Genomic DNA, 14,634 nt, shown 5'->3' with positions numbered 1-14,634 from the left:
TTGCCAATGCAGGGTTATAAGCCAGAGTATCTCTGCTCGGGAGCGGAGGGCCGGTGAAAAATCAGTTCGCCGAGTACGCCACCAACCGTGACTTCGACTACATCATCGTTGGTGGAGGCACCGCCGGCTGCCTGCTGGCAAACCGCCTCAGCCGCGATCGCGCGACTCGCGTGCTCTTGCTGGAAGCGGGGGGGAAGGACAACTATCCCTGGATCCATATCCCTGTCGGTTACCTCTATTGCATCGGCAATCCGCGCACCGATTGGCTTTTCAAGACCGAGCCGGACGCTGGGCTGAATGGCCGGTCGCTACGCTATCCCCGCGGCAAGACGCTAGGCGGCTGCTCCTCCATCAACGGCATGATCTATATGCGCGGGCAGGCTCGCGACTTTGACGGCTGGGCCGCAGTTACTAGTGACGAAGCCTGGTCGTGGGAAAATTCACTTCCCGACTTCAAGGCTCATGAGGATCACTATCGGCTGGACGGCGGTCTGGATCCCAAGACGGGCGGCAACGGTCAATTCTCCGACATGCACGGTCACGGCGGTGAATGGCGGGTCGAGAAGCAAAGACTGAAGTGGGACATCCTCGAGTCCTTTGCGGAGGCAGCCGTCCAGGCCGGCATCCCGCGTTCGGATGATTTTAACAGCGGCGACAATGAAGGCGTCGGGTATTTCGAAGTAAACCAAAGATCTGGCTGGCGCTGGAATACGTCGAAGGCTTTTCTGCGTCCTGCCAAAACTCGGCCAAACCTCGAAGTCTGGACGCAGTCGCATGTCGAGAAGCTCATGGTGGAAACGGACGCCTCCGGGCAGAAGCGCTGCGTCGGTGTCACCCTGTGCCGTCTCAACGATAGAATGGAGGTTCGCGCCACACAGGAGGTCATCCTTTCCGCAGGCGCGATAGGCTCTCCGCATATCCTCCAACTGTCGGGGATCGGGCCGGCCCACCACTTGAAGCAGCACGGCATAGAAGTGGTGCAAGATATAACTGGCGTGGGCGAAAATCTGCAGGATCACCTGCAGATTCGCGCCGTCTACAAGGTCGGCAACGCAAAAACGCTGAACACGCTTGCCAATAGCCTGATGGGCAAGGCGATGATCGGGCTTGAATATGCGTTGCGACGCAGTGGACCGATGAGCATGGCGCCCTCCCAGCTTGGCGCCTTTACCCGATCTGATTCAGCCCAGTCGCACGCCAATCTGGAATTTCACGTCCAGCCGCTCAGCCTCGACGCCTTCGGCGAGCCGCTGCATCGCATTCCCGCCTTTACCGCCAGCGTCTGTAACCTCAATCCGACAAGTGTAGGGACCGTTCGGCTGCGCTCTGGCAAGGCGAGCGACGCACCGAAGATCGCGCCGAACTATCTCAGCACGGAAGACGACCGGCGGATCGCTGCAGACAGCATCCGCCAGATTCGCAGGATCGTGACGCAGCCGGCCCTTTCGAAATACCGGCCGGAGGAGTGGAAGCCTGGCCCACAGTTCCAGAGCGATGAAGAACTGACCAAGCTCGCCGGGGACATCGCCAATACGATCTTCCATCCTGTCGGGACGACAAAGATGGGTCGCAATGACGATCCGGAGGCGGTGGTCGACAGTCGCCTGCGGGTGCTTGGCATCGCCGGGCTCCGCGTCGTTGACGCGGGCATCATGCCAAAGATCACCAGCGGAAACACGAATGCGCCCACGCTGATGATTGCGGAAAAGGCCGCACGCTGGATCGTCGACGAAGCCCGGCAGCGTGCGAGACATTAGTTTGGAGGGCATCCAATGACAGCGATTTCGCGTTCGGCGCTTCCGCTTGTCGGGGTTCGGGTGGTCGACTTCGGCCAGTACATCGCTGGGCCGGCGGTGGCGATGATCCTGGGCGATCTCGGCGCGACGGTAGTCCACGTTGATCCACCCGGAGGTCCCATGTGGGACAATCCCGCCAACGCGGTCCTCAATCGCAATAAGCTGATCGTCACCATCGATCTCAAGACTGCGGAGGGGGTCGGAGAGGCGAAGGCGCTCGTTGCCGACGCCGATATCGTCATCGAGAATTTCCGCCCGGGTGTCATGGCTCGGCTTGGCCTCGATTTCGGAGCATTGCGTTTGGCGCGCCCAGGGTTGATTACCCTGTCAATCCCTGGGTTTGCCTCCAACGACGAGCTTCGCGGTGACTGGCGGGCTTTCGAAACCGTGATTGCGGCGTCCTCCGGTGTCTTCACCGATATGGGGCTGAACCGCGTGCTGATGGGGATCAACCCGTCCTTCTCGCCGCTGCCGTTGGCCTCTGCCTATGGGACAATGTTGGCGGCCTCAGCTGCCGTGCTCGCGCTCCAAGCACGGGAACGCACCGGCCAAGGCGACCACATCGAGGTTCCGCTGGCAAGCGCGGTCATGGAGGGGCTCTCCTATAACTCCATCAAGATCGACGACTATCCACTGCGGTACAAAACCCAACGCGAACGCGAGATCGAGCGGCGGCAGCGTGAAGGCCTTCCGATGGACATGTCCTACGAGGACCTTCAGGAGTTCCTGGATCCCTTCTATCGAAGCTACATGTGCAGCGACGGGCGTATGTTCTACGTCGTCTGCCCCAGTCACAGGAATCATGCAAAGCGCTGCCTAGAGGCGCTGGGCCTCTACGATGAGCTTTCCGCTCAGGGTCTTCACGAACAGGAAGACACGTACCTGCCCCTTTCGCAGTGGTCTTCGGATGTCTCGCTTGGCGTGTACCCCCTGCCGAAACATTGGGCCGACAAGATTGCGGCTCGGATGAAGGACGTTTTCCTGACGAAGACGTCGGAAGAGTGGGAACGCATCTTTGGGGAGGGTCTTTTCCCGGGCGCGCCACAGCGCTGGCTGACGGAGTGGATAAACGATGATCACGCTTCCGCCGCAGGGCTGATGATTGAGGTCGACGATCCAGTCTACGGTCGAATGACGCAGCCGGGGCCTATGGTTTGGCTCCAGGAAAGCGCGGAAGCCATGCTTGAGCCGCTACCGCGACGTTGGGGATCTGTCGAAGAAGCGTTGGAATTGCTTTCCCACACGGACTCTTCGCCGGCGCCTGCCGCGACCGCAAACAATTCCGGAGGCTGGCTCGACGGCGTAAAGGTGCTCGACCTCTGCAATGTCATAGCCGGCCCCCATTCCGTCGCCTATCTCGCCCGCTTCGGAGCGGAGGTCATCAAGATCGACCCTGCCAAGCCGTTTTACGATTGCTGGAACACCGTGATTTTCGGCATGTCGCATATGCGCGGCAAGCAGTCCGTTCTCCTCGATATCAAATCGCCCGACGGCCGGGTGGTCTTCGAGCAATTGGTGAAATCGGTCGATGTGGTTGTCTGGAACGCCACGGACCGGCAGGTGAAGCGGATGGGACTCGATGCCGAGAGCCTGAAGGCACACAATCCGAATGCGATATTCTGCCAGCTCGACTGCTTCGGCGGCGTGCGTAAGGGGCCGCGCACCGACTATCTTGGCTATGACGATCTGGTCCAGTCGGCAACGGGCATCATGCTGCGTTTTGGCGGATCGATGCAGACGCCGGAGGAACACGCGCATGTCGGCACGATTGATGTCATGTGCGGCTTTGGAGCTGCTTTGGGTGTGGCGGCTGCCCTTTATCAGAAATTGAGGACCGGCGTCGTCGGCCGGCCGAGGACTTCCCTCTCGGCCCTGACCGGACTTGCGCAAATTCCGTTCTGCTATGACTACGAAGGCCGCGGGCCTTTCGACGAACCCTCTGGCCGCGAGATCAAAGGGTATGACGCCCTGTCACGGCTCTATGAGACTGGATCCGGTGACTATCTTCTTCTGTGCGCCGCCGAGGCGGATCTGCCGCGGCTTGCCAGCGTGGAGGGTCTGCAGGGGATAGGTTCGGTCGCGGCAGCTGATCGCGAAGGCTTCATCGCCCGCGCCTTCATGTCCACGTCGGCCGAAACGTGGCAGAACCGATTGTTACTTGCCGACGTCGGCGTATCGCTTTGCCAAAACATCGAAACGATCAGGGCCGGCAATTCGCGGGTGGCGGACGGAACTCCCGGTATCGACCGTGGCAGCTATTCCTTTTCGGTCTTCCCTGACCATCCGAGCGGTCACACTGTTACCCAGCTTGATCCCTTCGCGATCCGGCCGTCGGTGGGGAAAGTGATCGCAGTCGCTCCGGCGGAAAAATACGGCGCTTCGACACGTTCGGTGCTCAAGGCCCTAAACTACACCGATGCCGAGATAGATCGGATGATTGCCTCTGAAACAGCATCCGAAACATGGAGCGCGGAGTATCTGCCAAGCTGACCTTAGTGATCCTGACTTGCGATCTGGAGGAACGCATCTTCCTAGGCGACCGGCCGATCCTCGAAGGGCTTGCGGACTGCTCATGCCAAACGCGTCGTAGCATCAGCAATGTTTGCTTCTTGATTCCGAGTGCGACCGCTGGAATGGCACTAACTGGGGCGCAAAGCTGACCGGCAGTTTTGGGGCCGACTGCTGGCTGTCCGCTTTTGGCCGGGAAGCTGAGAAAGCCGACGTTCGGCAAACGGCCCCGAGTCGGACGTTCAACGCCACAACGGCTAGTCCTGGAAGCGGCCGTCCATCCAGGACGCCTATCCCCTCTTTCTGGATATTCAGTTTGGCACTGGAGGAAGGTGCGGGGCGGAGGTTCCGACAAAGGGATCGCGCCATCCGTCAAGGTCTTCGATCTGCCCATACCACCGACTCAATGCCGGATAGTCGTCAATTGGCAGTCGTGCGACGTCATTGAACGGCAAGAACGTGCACATGCGGAAGTCCGCGTAGGACACTGCATCCCCAACCAGCCAATGGCGATCTTTCAGCTCTGCCTCAAGAAGGTGCGCGGCGATGTGGAACTGCTTCAGCCCCTCTTGAGCCGCTTCTTCGTCGTACGCGCCGATACCATAGCGAAGCTTGGTAACACGCTCCCAATGAACCGTGTCACACGCCTTGACGAAGTTCTCTTTCCCCCAGCTTATCCAGCGGATCATCTCAGGTTCGTCCGCATCGGTGCGCCAGAACTGTGATCCGACATGCCGCGAGAGGTAGCAGGCAATCGCATCGGCTTCCCAGAGCGGCCTCGGCGGGCCGTCGAGAATGGGCAGAAGCAGGTTTGGGTTGAGGTGAAGATAGTCTTTTGACCGGTTTGGAATCTGGGGCGCGGCAAACTCAAGTTCCACGTCCACCCCAAGATATTTGGCAACTGCCACTGCTAACCGTGGGTTCGGGTTACGACTAAAATACAGCTTCATGGTTATCCGGTGCCCTCCTTTGCCGCACTTCCATAGGACGAATGACGGTGGGGCTTCCGACAAAAGAATTCGGGAACTCTCGCATTTTTTGCAGAAGTCCAAATCGGATTGGGCCAGCACCAGTTGCCTCAGGAGCCCGTCGGCCGGTTCCGACCCCGTCACGGTCGTTTCGAGCCCTGATGTTGTTACCGAAAGCCTGCCAATTGTTGAGCGCAGACAATCGGGATGAGGCAGGCCGATGGCGCTGTCTGCTTTCGGACGTCTGAATGGTTATGCCGGGTTGCAGTCTGAAGGCTCAGGTTCAGTCCGGTCAGTGCCGATGAACACCCGTGCTGAGTCTGGGGATTGACAGGTAGATACCCGAGCGATCACGCGCCGTTCGGCGTGAGCCCGCTTGTTAGACTAGCGAAAAAGCCTGCGCTATCGGCATAGGGCGCAAAGCGGTCTTACCAGACACTGGGGTGTCCGTCCGCTTTTGGGCCGAGCCAACGCATCCCTGAATGGCCGATATGAGGGCGCATTCCTGCCATTTACACTGTTCGACAAATGGAAGTTAATGGGCATGTCTGAGGGCAAGATCATCTAAGTATGCCAAACCGGAAAAAGGGCCATCATCTCGAACGCTGGGAAGTCGCATTGGTCAAAGCCATGTTAGCGACCGAGAAATATAACGACCAAGATGTCCTCGCCTATTTCACTCGCCCAACCCGTTCGATCAATCACCGGCTGATCTCAGAAATACGATCTGAAAAGAAGCACAAAGCGATCAAGCCAGCCAATTCGGATCAACTTGCCGAATTCCTGAACTGCTGGCCGAATGTGGATGACGAGACGGGCCTCAGCCTAAGGGGCGACGAGCTGCTCGTGAAGGCCCGCGAGGCGATGATAGCCGCCGTCCACAACTTCAACTCAGCGGGCCTCCATTTCCGCGCTGAGATCTTCATCACCACAGCCGTGATCGTATGGACCTACCTTTGCCATGCTTGGTTCAAGCGCGAAGGGATCGACTATCGCTACAAAATCAATGGTGCACCCAAGCTTTTAGCAAGCGGTGCGGAGGCCTATTGGGAACTGGGCAAATGCTTGCGCATCGACAAGCTACCCGTCGCCAAGGCAGTTCGGCGCGCAGTTCGGGCTCGAGCGCCGCTTGCCGATCGCACTGCAATTCGTGACGTTTGATGCGGCACAGGCAGCGGGTCTTAAGAAGGCACCTTCCCTTCCTCCAGCGATCGCGTCGATGATGGACGCCTTCCACGCGAAAATGAGCGACGACGAGCTCAAGGATCCCGCTTTCACCTACCGCGTCGCGTTCGTGCCGAAGCTCGGCAGCAAGGCGAGCAGGTCAGACACCGCCGTCGAATTCATCAAGCCGAATTCAGAAGAAGCGCGGGCGATCAATGCGGTGCTGCTCAAGGAGGTCGACAAGGCGCGCTATACCGCCGGGCAGGTAATCGATGCGATTCGCGCCGAAGGATTTCCGAAGTTCAACCAAGCGGCGCACACTGCGCTATGGAAGGAACTTGTTGCCAAGGACCCGACAAAGGGGTTCGGCAAGGCTGGCGACTATAAGAACACTTGGGTCTGGTTTGACAGTTGGCTCGCCCGTGTGCGCGCGCATTGCCAAGAGAATGCCAGCAAATACGTGGCTGCTGTCTGAGTGCCCGCATTTTAGGAAACAGTGCTACTGACTTCAACGACAGCAAGCAGCCATCGGAATCGCATAACATCGCTTGTGGAACGGTAGGCCCCTCGGAAAGCGGATGATAGCGAAAGTCGGCTTCTGGGCCCACAACGCCGACCTTGATCGCGCTCCATGAATGACTGCTTAGCGCGACATCGCAGACATTCAGTCAAACTTTTCCTTTGCCCGAAAGCGGACATTGCGTGAGACCGCTGAGCGGCCGGGGCTGCATGTTGAGGTTACCAATCTACCTGCTCCATCCGCCAAGATTCGGCGTCGCGTCGCCCGATTGGTTCAGCCCGTCTGCCCAATTGGGAAACTACCGAACTAGAGTTGGCGAGCTGAAAGAATCGAACACGCGTGGTCTCCTTATGGCTGCGGCACCAAGCTCTCCACATCAGCGATCTTTTCCATGGTTTCGGCCGACTGGGGTTCGCTGATCCGGAACCAGGCGACGTAGAGCGCGGGCAGGAAGATCAGCGTTAGGATGGTTGCCCCGGTGAGGCCGCCGATGATCGCATAGGCCATCGGTCCCCAGAAGACGGTCGGCGCGATCGGGATCATTCCCAGCGAGGCGGCGGACGCGGTGAGCAGGATCGGACGCGTGCGGTGGATCGTGGCGGTGACGACCGCATCCCATGGGTGCATGCCCGCGCTCCGCTCGTGCTCGACCTGATCGATCAGGATGACCGAGTTGCGGGCGATCATGCCGCCCAGCGCCAGCACGCCGAGGATAGCGACAAAACCGAGCGGAGCCTGCGCGAGGAGCAGCGCGGTTACGACGCCGATGATTCCGAGCGGCGCGACGCTCAGGACCAGGAATACCCGCTGGAAGCTTCTGAGCTGGAACATCAGGATGGTCAGCACCAGGAGGACCATTGCCGGGACGACGGCCATGACCGAGTCCTTCGCCTTGGCGCTCTCCTCGACCGAGCCGCCGGTGGCGACGTGGTAGCCTGCGGGCAGGGTCGCCGCCAGTTCGTCGACCCGAGGCTGAATTTCCTTGATCGCGGTCGCCGGCAGCACGCCGGGCATTACATCGGCTTGCACGGTGAGCGTCGGGACGCGATTGCGGCGCCAGACGATAGGATATTCCTGCGTGTATTCGAAGTGCACGATTTGCCTGAGCGGAACGACTCGCCCGCCGGGCAAGGGGATCTGCAGCGATCGGAGCGTTTCGACCGAGGTGCGTTGCGACTGCTCGGCCCGCGCGACCACGTCGACGAGATAGATGCTGTCGCGCACCTGCGTCACCGTCGCGCCAGATACGACGGCGTTGAGCGCGGTGGCGACCGAGGCGGAGCTGAGGCCCAATTGCCTCGCCTGGTCCTGATCGACACGAATGCGCATGACCCGCGCCGGTTCAACCCAGTCGAAGTTGACGTTTCGCACGGTAGCTGCGCCGCCCACCAGATCGGCGACCTGCAGAGCGATCGAACGCACCTCTTCGGGATCCGGTCCGCTCACGCGGTATTTCACCGGCCAGCCGACAGGAGGTCCGAGCTCCAGAGGGTAAACACGCGCGACGACCTCGGGAAAGCGCGTCGCCAGCGCTTCCTCAAGCCGTGCACGGACATGCTCGCGCTCTTCCAAGCCCTTCGTCACGATGACGGACTGGGCGAAGAAGGGATTGGGCAATGCGACGTCGAGCGGCAGATAAAAGCGGATTGCGCCCTGGCCGACATAGGTCGAGAAGCGCTCGATGTCCGGATCGGCGGCAAGGATTTCGTCGAACCGGCTGACCATGTCCCGAGTGGCCAGTATGGATGCGTTGTCCTGCAGCTTCAGGTCGACCAGCAATTCGGATCGATCGGAAGCCGGGAAGAACTGTTCCGGCACGTAGCGCGTGCCGACCAGCGCCACAGCAAACAGCGCGAGCGTCGTCAGGATGGTGATCCACCTCGCCCGCATCGCGGCCAGCAGGAAACGCTTGAACAGACGCATCGGTGCGCCGAGCGTCTCGCCGTGTGGGTGCTTGGGCGGCTTCATGACAGCGACGCCGACAACCGGCGCGAAGAGGCCGGAGACCACCCAGGAGGCGAGCAAAGCAATCGCCACCACCGCGAAGAGCGAGAAGGTGTATTCGCCGGCGTCGCTTCGCGCGAAGCCGACCGGCACGAAACCGGCGATGATGACGAGCGTCCCGGTGAGCCGCGGCATGGCGGTCGAGGAATAGGCGAACTCCGCCGCGGTCCGCTTGTCGTCGCCCCTCTCGAGACGGCTAACCATGGTTTCGATGAAGATCATCGCATCGTCAACCAGCAGGCCGAGGGCGATGATGAGGGCGCCAAGAGAGATGCGCTGCAGATCGATGCCGAGGGCCTGCATCGACGCAAAGACGACGGCGAGCACGAGCGGGATTGACACGACGATAACGGTGCCGGCGCGCAGGCCCAGGCTCACGATGCCGACCGCGAGCACGATGACGATCGCCTCCATCAGAGCTTTCATAAACTCGCCGATCGACTCCTCGACCGTCTCAGGCTGGTTGGCGACCATTGCCGGCTCGATGCCGATCGGCAGGTCGGCCTTCAGTTCTTCCATGGCTTCGTGGATGTGCTCGCCGAGCGCCAGCACGTCACCACCGTCGCGCATGGATACCGCCAGGCCGAGGCCCGGCTTGCCGTTGACGCGAAAGATCGGGTCCGGGGGCTCGGCGTCGCCGCGGCGCACCTCGGCGATGTCGGCGAGGCGCAGAATGCGGTCGCCGACGGGGAAGCTGATTGCGAGGATATCATGTTCCGACCGCAGCGCGCCGCTCACCTGCAGCTTGATGCCCTCCTCGCCGGTGGTGATCTCGCCGGTAGGAGCAACGACGTTCTGCGCGTGGAGGACCAGCGCCACGGCCTCAGGGGTGAGTCCGTAGCCGGCGAGCTTCTCCGGCGAGAACTCAATGTAGATGCGTTCGGGCTGGGCGCCGATCAGATTGACCTTGGCGACGTCGGGTACCTGCAGCAGCTGCGAGCGGACGTTCTCGACATAGTCGCGAAGTTCGCGATTGGTGAAGCCGTCGGCGGTGAAGCCGTAGATGATGCCGTAGGTGTCTCCGAACTCGTCGTCCGCCACCGGCCCGATCACCCCCTGCGGCAGGGTGAGCTTGATATCGGTGACCTTCTTGCGCACCTGATACCAGGTGTCCTTGACGGCCTCCGGGCCGGCGGAGCCCTTGAGGTACACGAAAACAGTCGACTCGCCAGCCTTGGTATAGCTCTTGAGATAGTCGAGGTAAGGCGTTTCCTGCAGCTTGCGCTCAAGGCGCTCGGTGAGCTGGTTCAGCGTGTCATCGAGCGTTGCGCCCGGCCACCGTGCCTGAACCACCATGGTCTTGATGGTGAATGTGGGATCCTCGTTGCGTCCCAACTGCGTGTAGGAGCCGAGACCGAGCGCGACGAGCACCATGATCAGGAAGAGGACGACGGAGCGATTGGCGATCGCCCACGCGGAGAGATTGAAGCCGGTCATTTCGAGTCTCCCAGCAGGCGGACCTTCTGGCCGGGGCGGAGAGCGTGAACGCCAGCGGTGACCACGGTCTCGCCTGCCTCGATCCCGCCTTTTACGACGATCATCGTGGAATCCTGGCGTTCGAGCTCGACCGGCCGCAGCGAGACTTCCAGAGAGGCAGGGTCGACGATCCAGATGGCGGGTCCGCCGTTGGCGGTCGTCAGCGCCGTTCCAGGCAATTCAAATCCGCCAGCCGCCGCCATGCGCGTCTGCCCCGTGACCGTGGAGCCCAGTCGCATTGCCTCCGGCCGTTCTGTCAGCCCGATCTTTACGCGGTAGCTGCGCGTCACGGGATCGGCCTGCGGCGCCACTTCGCGCACTTTTCCAACGGTGCGAACGGACGGGTCGTCGGTCAGGGCGACATCGATCGATGAGTCGGGAGGCACTTGCCTCAAGAGGGTAGCGGGCACATCGAACACCGCGTCGGCGCCGCCATCATGGGCCACGGTAACAATCATCTGCCCGGCCCGGACGACCTCGCCGGCCTCCGCACCGGTCGCGATAACCGAGCCCGACGAGCTGGCGAGCAATCTCGTATAGGCAAGCTGGTCTTCGGCGGAGCGCAGTTGAGCCTCCGAGGCATCCACCTGGGCTTTCGCGCTGAGATGCGCTCTTTCGGCTGCATCGAGCTGGGCCCGGGTCACCCAGCCCTGAGCAAACAGCTTCTGCTGGCGCTCGAGGTTGTTTGCAGCCTCCGTGAAGGCAGCATGGGCTGCACGGTTCTGCGCCTGCGCGGCGCCCAGCGCATGTTCCTGTGGCTGGGGATCCAGTTCCGCTATGATGTCGCCTGGCCGCACCACCTGCCCCACGCTGGCCGGGCGGGTAACGATCCTGCCGTCGATGCGGAAGGCGACGCTTTCTTCGGTCAAGGCGCGGATATGGCCGGTGAGCGAAACGGGTTCCCCTTCTGCTCGGACGACAGCGACGACGGTGCGGACGCCACGAATACTCGGCTCGGGCGGCGCCGAGGCTCCGACGCAAAGCACCAAGGCCGCGCAAAGGGAGGCAACAGTGGCAATGGTTTTCATGGGACACCCTCAGGGTTATGGCCAACCGGCCACCTCAATGGCCGGGGACTACCAATTTCGCTTGCATATATACGTGCATGTATGTATGTATGTAAAGAGGAGAAACGCAGTGCCAGCAAAAAATAGCCAGGAGCTAGATGATGAGACGCACCAAAGCCGAGGCCGAACAGACCCGCGAAGCAGTTCTGGCCGGAGCGATCGATGTTTTCCTCGAGCGAGGCGTGACGCGTGCCACCCTGGAGCAGATCGCCAGCGCAGCCGGCGTAACCCGCGGCGCCGTCTACTGGCATTTTAGGGACAAGCAGGAGATTTTCATCGCGCTGGAGCGGCGGGCCAATCTGCCCAACGACGAGTTGGGTGTGCGACTCAAGACTCGCCTGGCCGTCGAACCCGAACTTGATCCCCTGGCCGAACTCAAGGACGCGATCCAAGAGGGGCTGCTGGCTTTCGAGAGCAACCCGGAGCGTTCCCGCATCCTCACGATCCTGTGGCTGCGCTGCGACTATTCCGAGGAATTGCTCCCTGCCCTGGCTCGCCAGAGAGAGGCGGACATCGCACTGCAGCGGCTGTTCGAGACCGTAATCGACATGGCCGAGGAACGAGGCGGCCTTGCACCGGGGTGGTCCCCGGAAACAGGCGCACGCGCGCTTCTGCTGTTGATCAACGGTTCGGTTCTGGACTGGCTGCGCCAGCCCGGGAAGTTCGACCTCACGGCCGGCACCATGCAATTGGTCGCCGCCTTTCTCGATACCATCAGCGTGGGCGCCAAGTCCCCCGAACGGCCAAACGCTCGATTGAAGGCAAATTCGAGATCATCCATCCGGCACCACCAACGGAGCCGGTGATGACGTTCGGCAGTTCGCCGGCCGGCTTCGACAACCCGTCCAGGCCATGGCCCTCCCCTGGCAAGCTGCGGCCCTCTCCGGAAATGAGCAATCCGATCATGCCAAGTGCCGCTCTCAGGGAACATTCTTTTTTTCGGCGGCCGAGAAGCCGACGACGGATTCAATGGGCCCTTGCGATCCTATTGACCCTTTGCGTGCTCGTATCCGGCTGCGCGACGCAGGCCGAGAATGTGATTGTACCTCCCACAATCGCGGCGAGCGGCGCCACCCACGTGCCAATGCTCGTGGCGACGACGCGAAGGCCGTCGGACAAGCCCGGCCAACTCTATTCAGGCGAGCGCGGCCGGGAGATCTCTCTGAACAGCATCACCGTTTCCATACCTCCGGATCGAAACCGTATTGTCGGCAAGGTTCAGCGGTCGAAACGCGCCCCGCCCAATCCCGAGAAAGAGTTTGCCCTCGTCGATGTCGACAAGGTTGCATCAGAAAGCCAGGCCCTTGCCTGGTATCGTAAGAACCGGAACGCCAAGCGGCAGGCGCTTATCTTCGTGCACGGCTACAACAATACCTATGCCGACGCCGTCTTCCGCTTCGCCCAGATCGTTCACGACGGGGGGGCCGACGCAGCGCCCATTCTCTTCGCCTGGCCCTCACGTGCCAGGTTTTTCGACTACGCCTATGACAAGGATAGCGCCAACTATTCGCGCCGGGCTCTTGAAGACCTGATCCTTCAGGCCGCTCGGAGTTCCGACGTCGACGACGTGACCATCCTCTCCCATTCGATGGGAACTTGGCTTGCGACCGAGGCGCTTCGCGGCGTCGCGATGCGGGAAAAATCCATCCCGGCGAAGATCAAGAACGTCATCCTCGCGTCTCCGGATATCGACATCGACGTGTTTCGCCGTCAGTTCATCGAGATGGGGCCGAAGCGTCCGCATTTTACCATCCTGACATCACGGCGGGACAAGGCCTTGGGTCTGTCGCGGTGGATCTCGGGAGGGGTTGCCCGCGTCGGGGGCACCGATCTCACACCATATGCGGATGTGCTCGAAGAACTTGGAGTCACGGTAATCGACACAAGCGCTATCGGGTCGCGAGATCCGCTCGGCCACAACGCGTTTGCCGACAGCCCGGAGATCGTCCGGCTGCTGGGACGGCGCCTGGCCGGACAACCGCCGGCCGGCGACGAGACGGCGCTTGCCGCGCGGGTTGGAGGGTCGGCGGGAGTTGCCCAGGTCGCTGCGCGCGTAGCACCAAAGACTTCGGCGGCAGTCGCAATTGCTGTGACGCGCGAGGAACTGAAGCGTCAACTGACCCCCTCGACCACCGGAGAGATCGCCGATGGACGTGTCCCGTACTAAGTCGGGGGCTGCCCGTGGAGACAATCTCAACAGCGGTAAGACATAGACCACGTGGTCAAAATGACCTAACGTGCATTATTGAGAGGTCGGACCGAACAGATGGCGAAAATCAATCCTATCCGTCGAGCGCAAATCGGGCACGAAAAGCGCGCGCGAACGCGGGCGCAACTCCTGTCCGCGGCCAACGCATTGTTTGCCAGGCAGGCCGTAGAGTCCGTCATCGTGGACGACATTGTCCGGGAGGCCGGCGTCGCGAAAGGCACCTTCTACGTTCATTTCGATAGTTTGGAGACGCTGACGGCGGCGGTCGCAGACGAACTGGTAATAACTTTCGATGAACTCCTGCAGGCCCGCCGGCTTACCTTATCAGATCCTGCGCTTCGGATCGCTTTCGGGTGCAGATCATTCATCGACAAGGCTCTCAAAGACCCACGATGGGCCAGCCTTGTCGCCAGGATGGCGGCAGCATCCCCGAAGGGTGGCGAGCTTGCCCGCCAAAGACTGTTCGAAGACCTGCGACAGCTCTCGAAGGGACTGCCGGATCTGGGAATATCGGCGGAGCTGAAATTCGAGGTCGCGCTAGGGATTATGATCCAACTCATGCGCGCGATCGGCGAAGGACGCCTGTCATCGCTCGATTGTGACCAAGCCGTCGGCGCGATCCTGCGCGGAATCGGCCTCAGTGATCGGCAAACCAAATCAGTACTTGCAGACCTGCCGACAAATTCTGATGGCTCTGGGACGGATGGGGCTCAGTCACAGAAGTTCCGGCGCGAAGGCCGCCCGAAGAGCGCCACCTGAATTTTTGCCACTCTCCTTCCGGTAATGATTTCCGTCCGCCGACGTCGAGCGCCCAGTAGCGAGTCCGCGGGTCGATCCGGTCATCCAGTATCGTAATAACCAGACAAAGCGACCTGCGAACACGAGCGCAAACAACTGGTGGAGACGAACGGGCACGCGCGAC

Annotated in this window: 10 protein-coding genes; 7 read left to right on the top strand and 3 right to left on the bottom strand. The window is 61.1% G+C overall.

Annotation, left to right across the window (positions count from 1 at the left end):
- The first annotated feature begins 53 nt into the window (after positions 1–53).
- Both ABLE71_RS10815 and ABLE71_RS10810 read left to right on the top strand, forming a co-directional pair.
- Positions 54–1,757 carry a GMC family oxidoreductase gene (locus tag ABLE71_RS10815; protein WP_348783341.1) on the top strand — a complete coding sequence of 568 codons (1,704 nt, stop codon included), beginning with the start codon at positions 54–56 and terminating at the stop codon, positions 1,755–1,757.
- 15 nt (positions 1,758–1,772) lie between these two features.
- The gene (locus ABLE71_RS10810; RefSeq protein WP_348783340.1) at positions 1,773–4,286 is read left to right on the top strand and encodes a CoA transferase; all 2,514 of its coding nucleotides are present in this window, start codon (positions 1,773–1,775) and stop codon (positions 4,284–4,286) included.
- Between the two features lie 329 nt (positions 4,287–4,615).
- On the opposite strand, the gene ABLE71_RS10805 is transcribed toward ABLE71_RS10810, so the two are convergent.
- Positions 4,616–5,254, bottom strand: coding sequence for a glutathione S-transferase family protein (locus ABLE71_RS10805; protein WP_348783339.1), 639 nt, complete (start codon positions 5,252–5,254; stop codon positions 4,616–4,618).
- Positions 5,255–5,842: 588 nt separating this feature from the next.
- Here ABLE71_RS10805 and ABLE71_RS10800 point away from each other — a divergent pair.
- Both ABLE71_RS10800 and ABLE71_RS10795 read left to right on the top strand, forming a co-directional pair.
- Positions 5,843–6,433: a DUF3644 domain-containing protein gene (locus tag ABLE71_RS10800; RefSeq protein WP_348783338.1), complete on the top strand. Its 591-nt coding sequence runs from the start codon at positions 5,843–5,845 to the stop codon at positions 6,431–6,433.
- Complete coding sequence (locus ABLE71_RS10795) at positions 6,402–6,911, top strand: hypothetical protein (RefSeq protein WP_348783337.1); 510 nt, start codon at positions 6,402–6,404, stop codon at positions 6,909–6,911. The genes ABLE71_RS10800 and ABLE71_RS10795 overlap by 32 nt, the downstream gene beginning before the upstream one ends.
- 393 nt (positions 6,912–7,304) lie before the next feature.
- Here the strand turns inward: ABLE71_RS10795 and ABLE71_RS10790 are convergent, their stop codons facing one another.
- On the bottom strand, positions 7,305–10,397 hold the full coding sequence (locus ABLE71_RS10790) for an efflux RND transporter permease subunit (protein WP_348783336.1): 3,093 nt from the start codon (positions 10,395–10,397) through the stop codon (positions 7,305–7,307).
- On the bottom strand, positions 10,394–11,464 hold the full coding sequence (locus ABLE71_RS10785) for an efflux RND transporter periplasmic adaptor subunit (RefSeq protein WP_348783335.1): 1,071 nt from the start codon (positions 11,462–11,464) through the stop codon (positions 10,394–10,396). Before ABLE71_RS10785 ends, ABLE71_RS10790 begins: the two co-directional genes overlap by 4 nt.
- 140 nt (positions 11,465–11,604) lie before the next feature.
- Here ABLE71_RS10785 and ABLE71_RS10780 point away from each other — a divergent pair, with 140 nt between their 5' ends.
- From ABLE71_RS10780 to ABLE71_RS10770, 3 genes are all read left to right on the top strand, one after another.
- Positions 11,605–12,309, top strand: coding sequence for a TetR family transcriptional regulator (locus tag ABLE71_RS10780; protein ID WP_348783334.1), 705 nt, complete (start codon positions 11,605–11,607; stop codon positions 12,307–12,309).
- 194 nt (positions 12,310–12,503) lie between these two features.
- The gene (locus ABLE71_RS10775; protein ID WP_348783333.1) at positions 12,504–13,670 is read left to right on the top strand and encodes an alpha/beta hydrolase; all 1,167 of its coding nucleotides are present in this window, start codon (positions 12,504–12,506) and stop codon (positions 13,668–13,670) included.
- Positions 13,671–13,769: 99 nt separating this feature from the next.
- On the top strand, positions 13,770–14,471 hold the full coding sequence (locus tag ABLE71_RS10770; protein ID WP_348783332.1) for a TetR/AcrR family transcriptional regulator: 702 nt from the start codon (positions 13,770–13,772) through the stop codon (positions 14,469–14,471).
- Positions 14,472–14,634 lie beyond the last annotated feature (163 nt).

It is taken from the genome of Mesorhizobium sp. KR9-304 (assembly GCF_040049215.1).
Lineage (GTDB): Bacteria > Pseudomonadota > Alphaproteobacteria > Rhizobiales > Rhizobiaceae > Mesorhizobium_K.
This window is presented reverse-complemented; position numbering and strand designations above follow the sequence as displayed.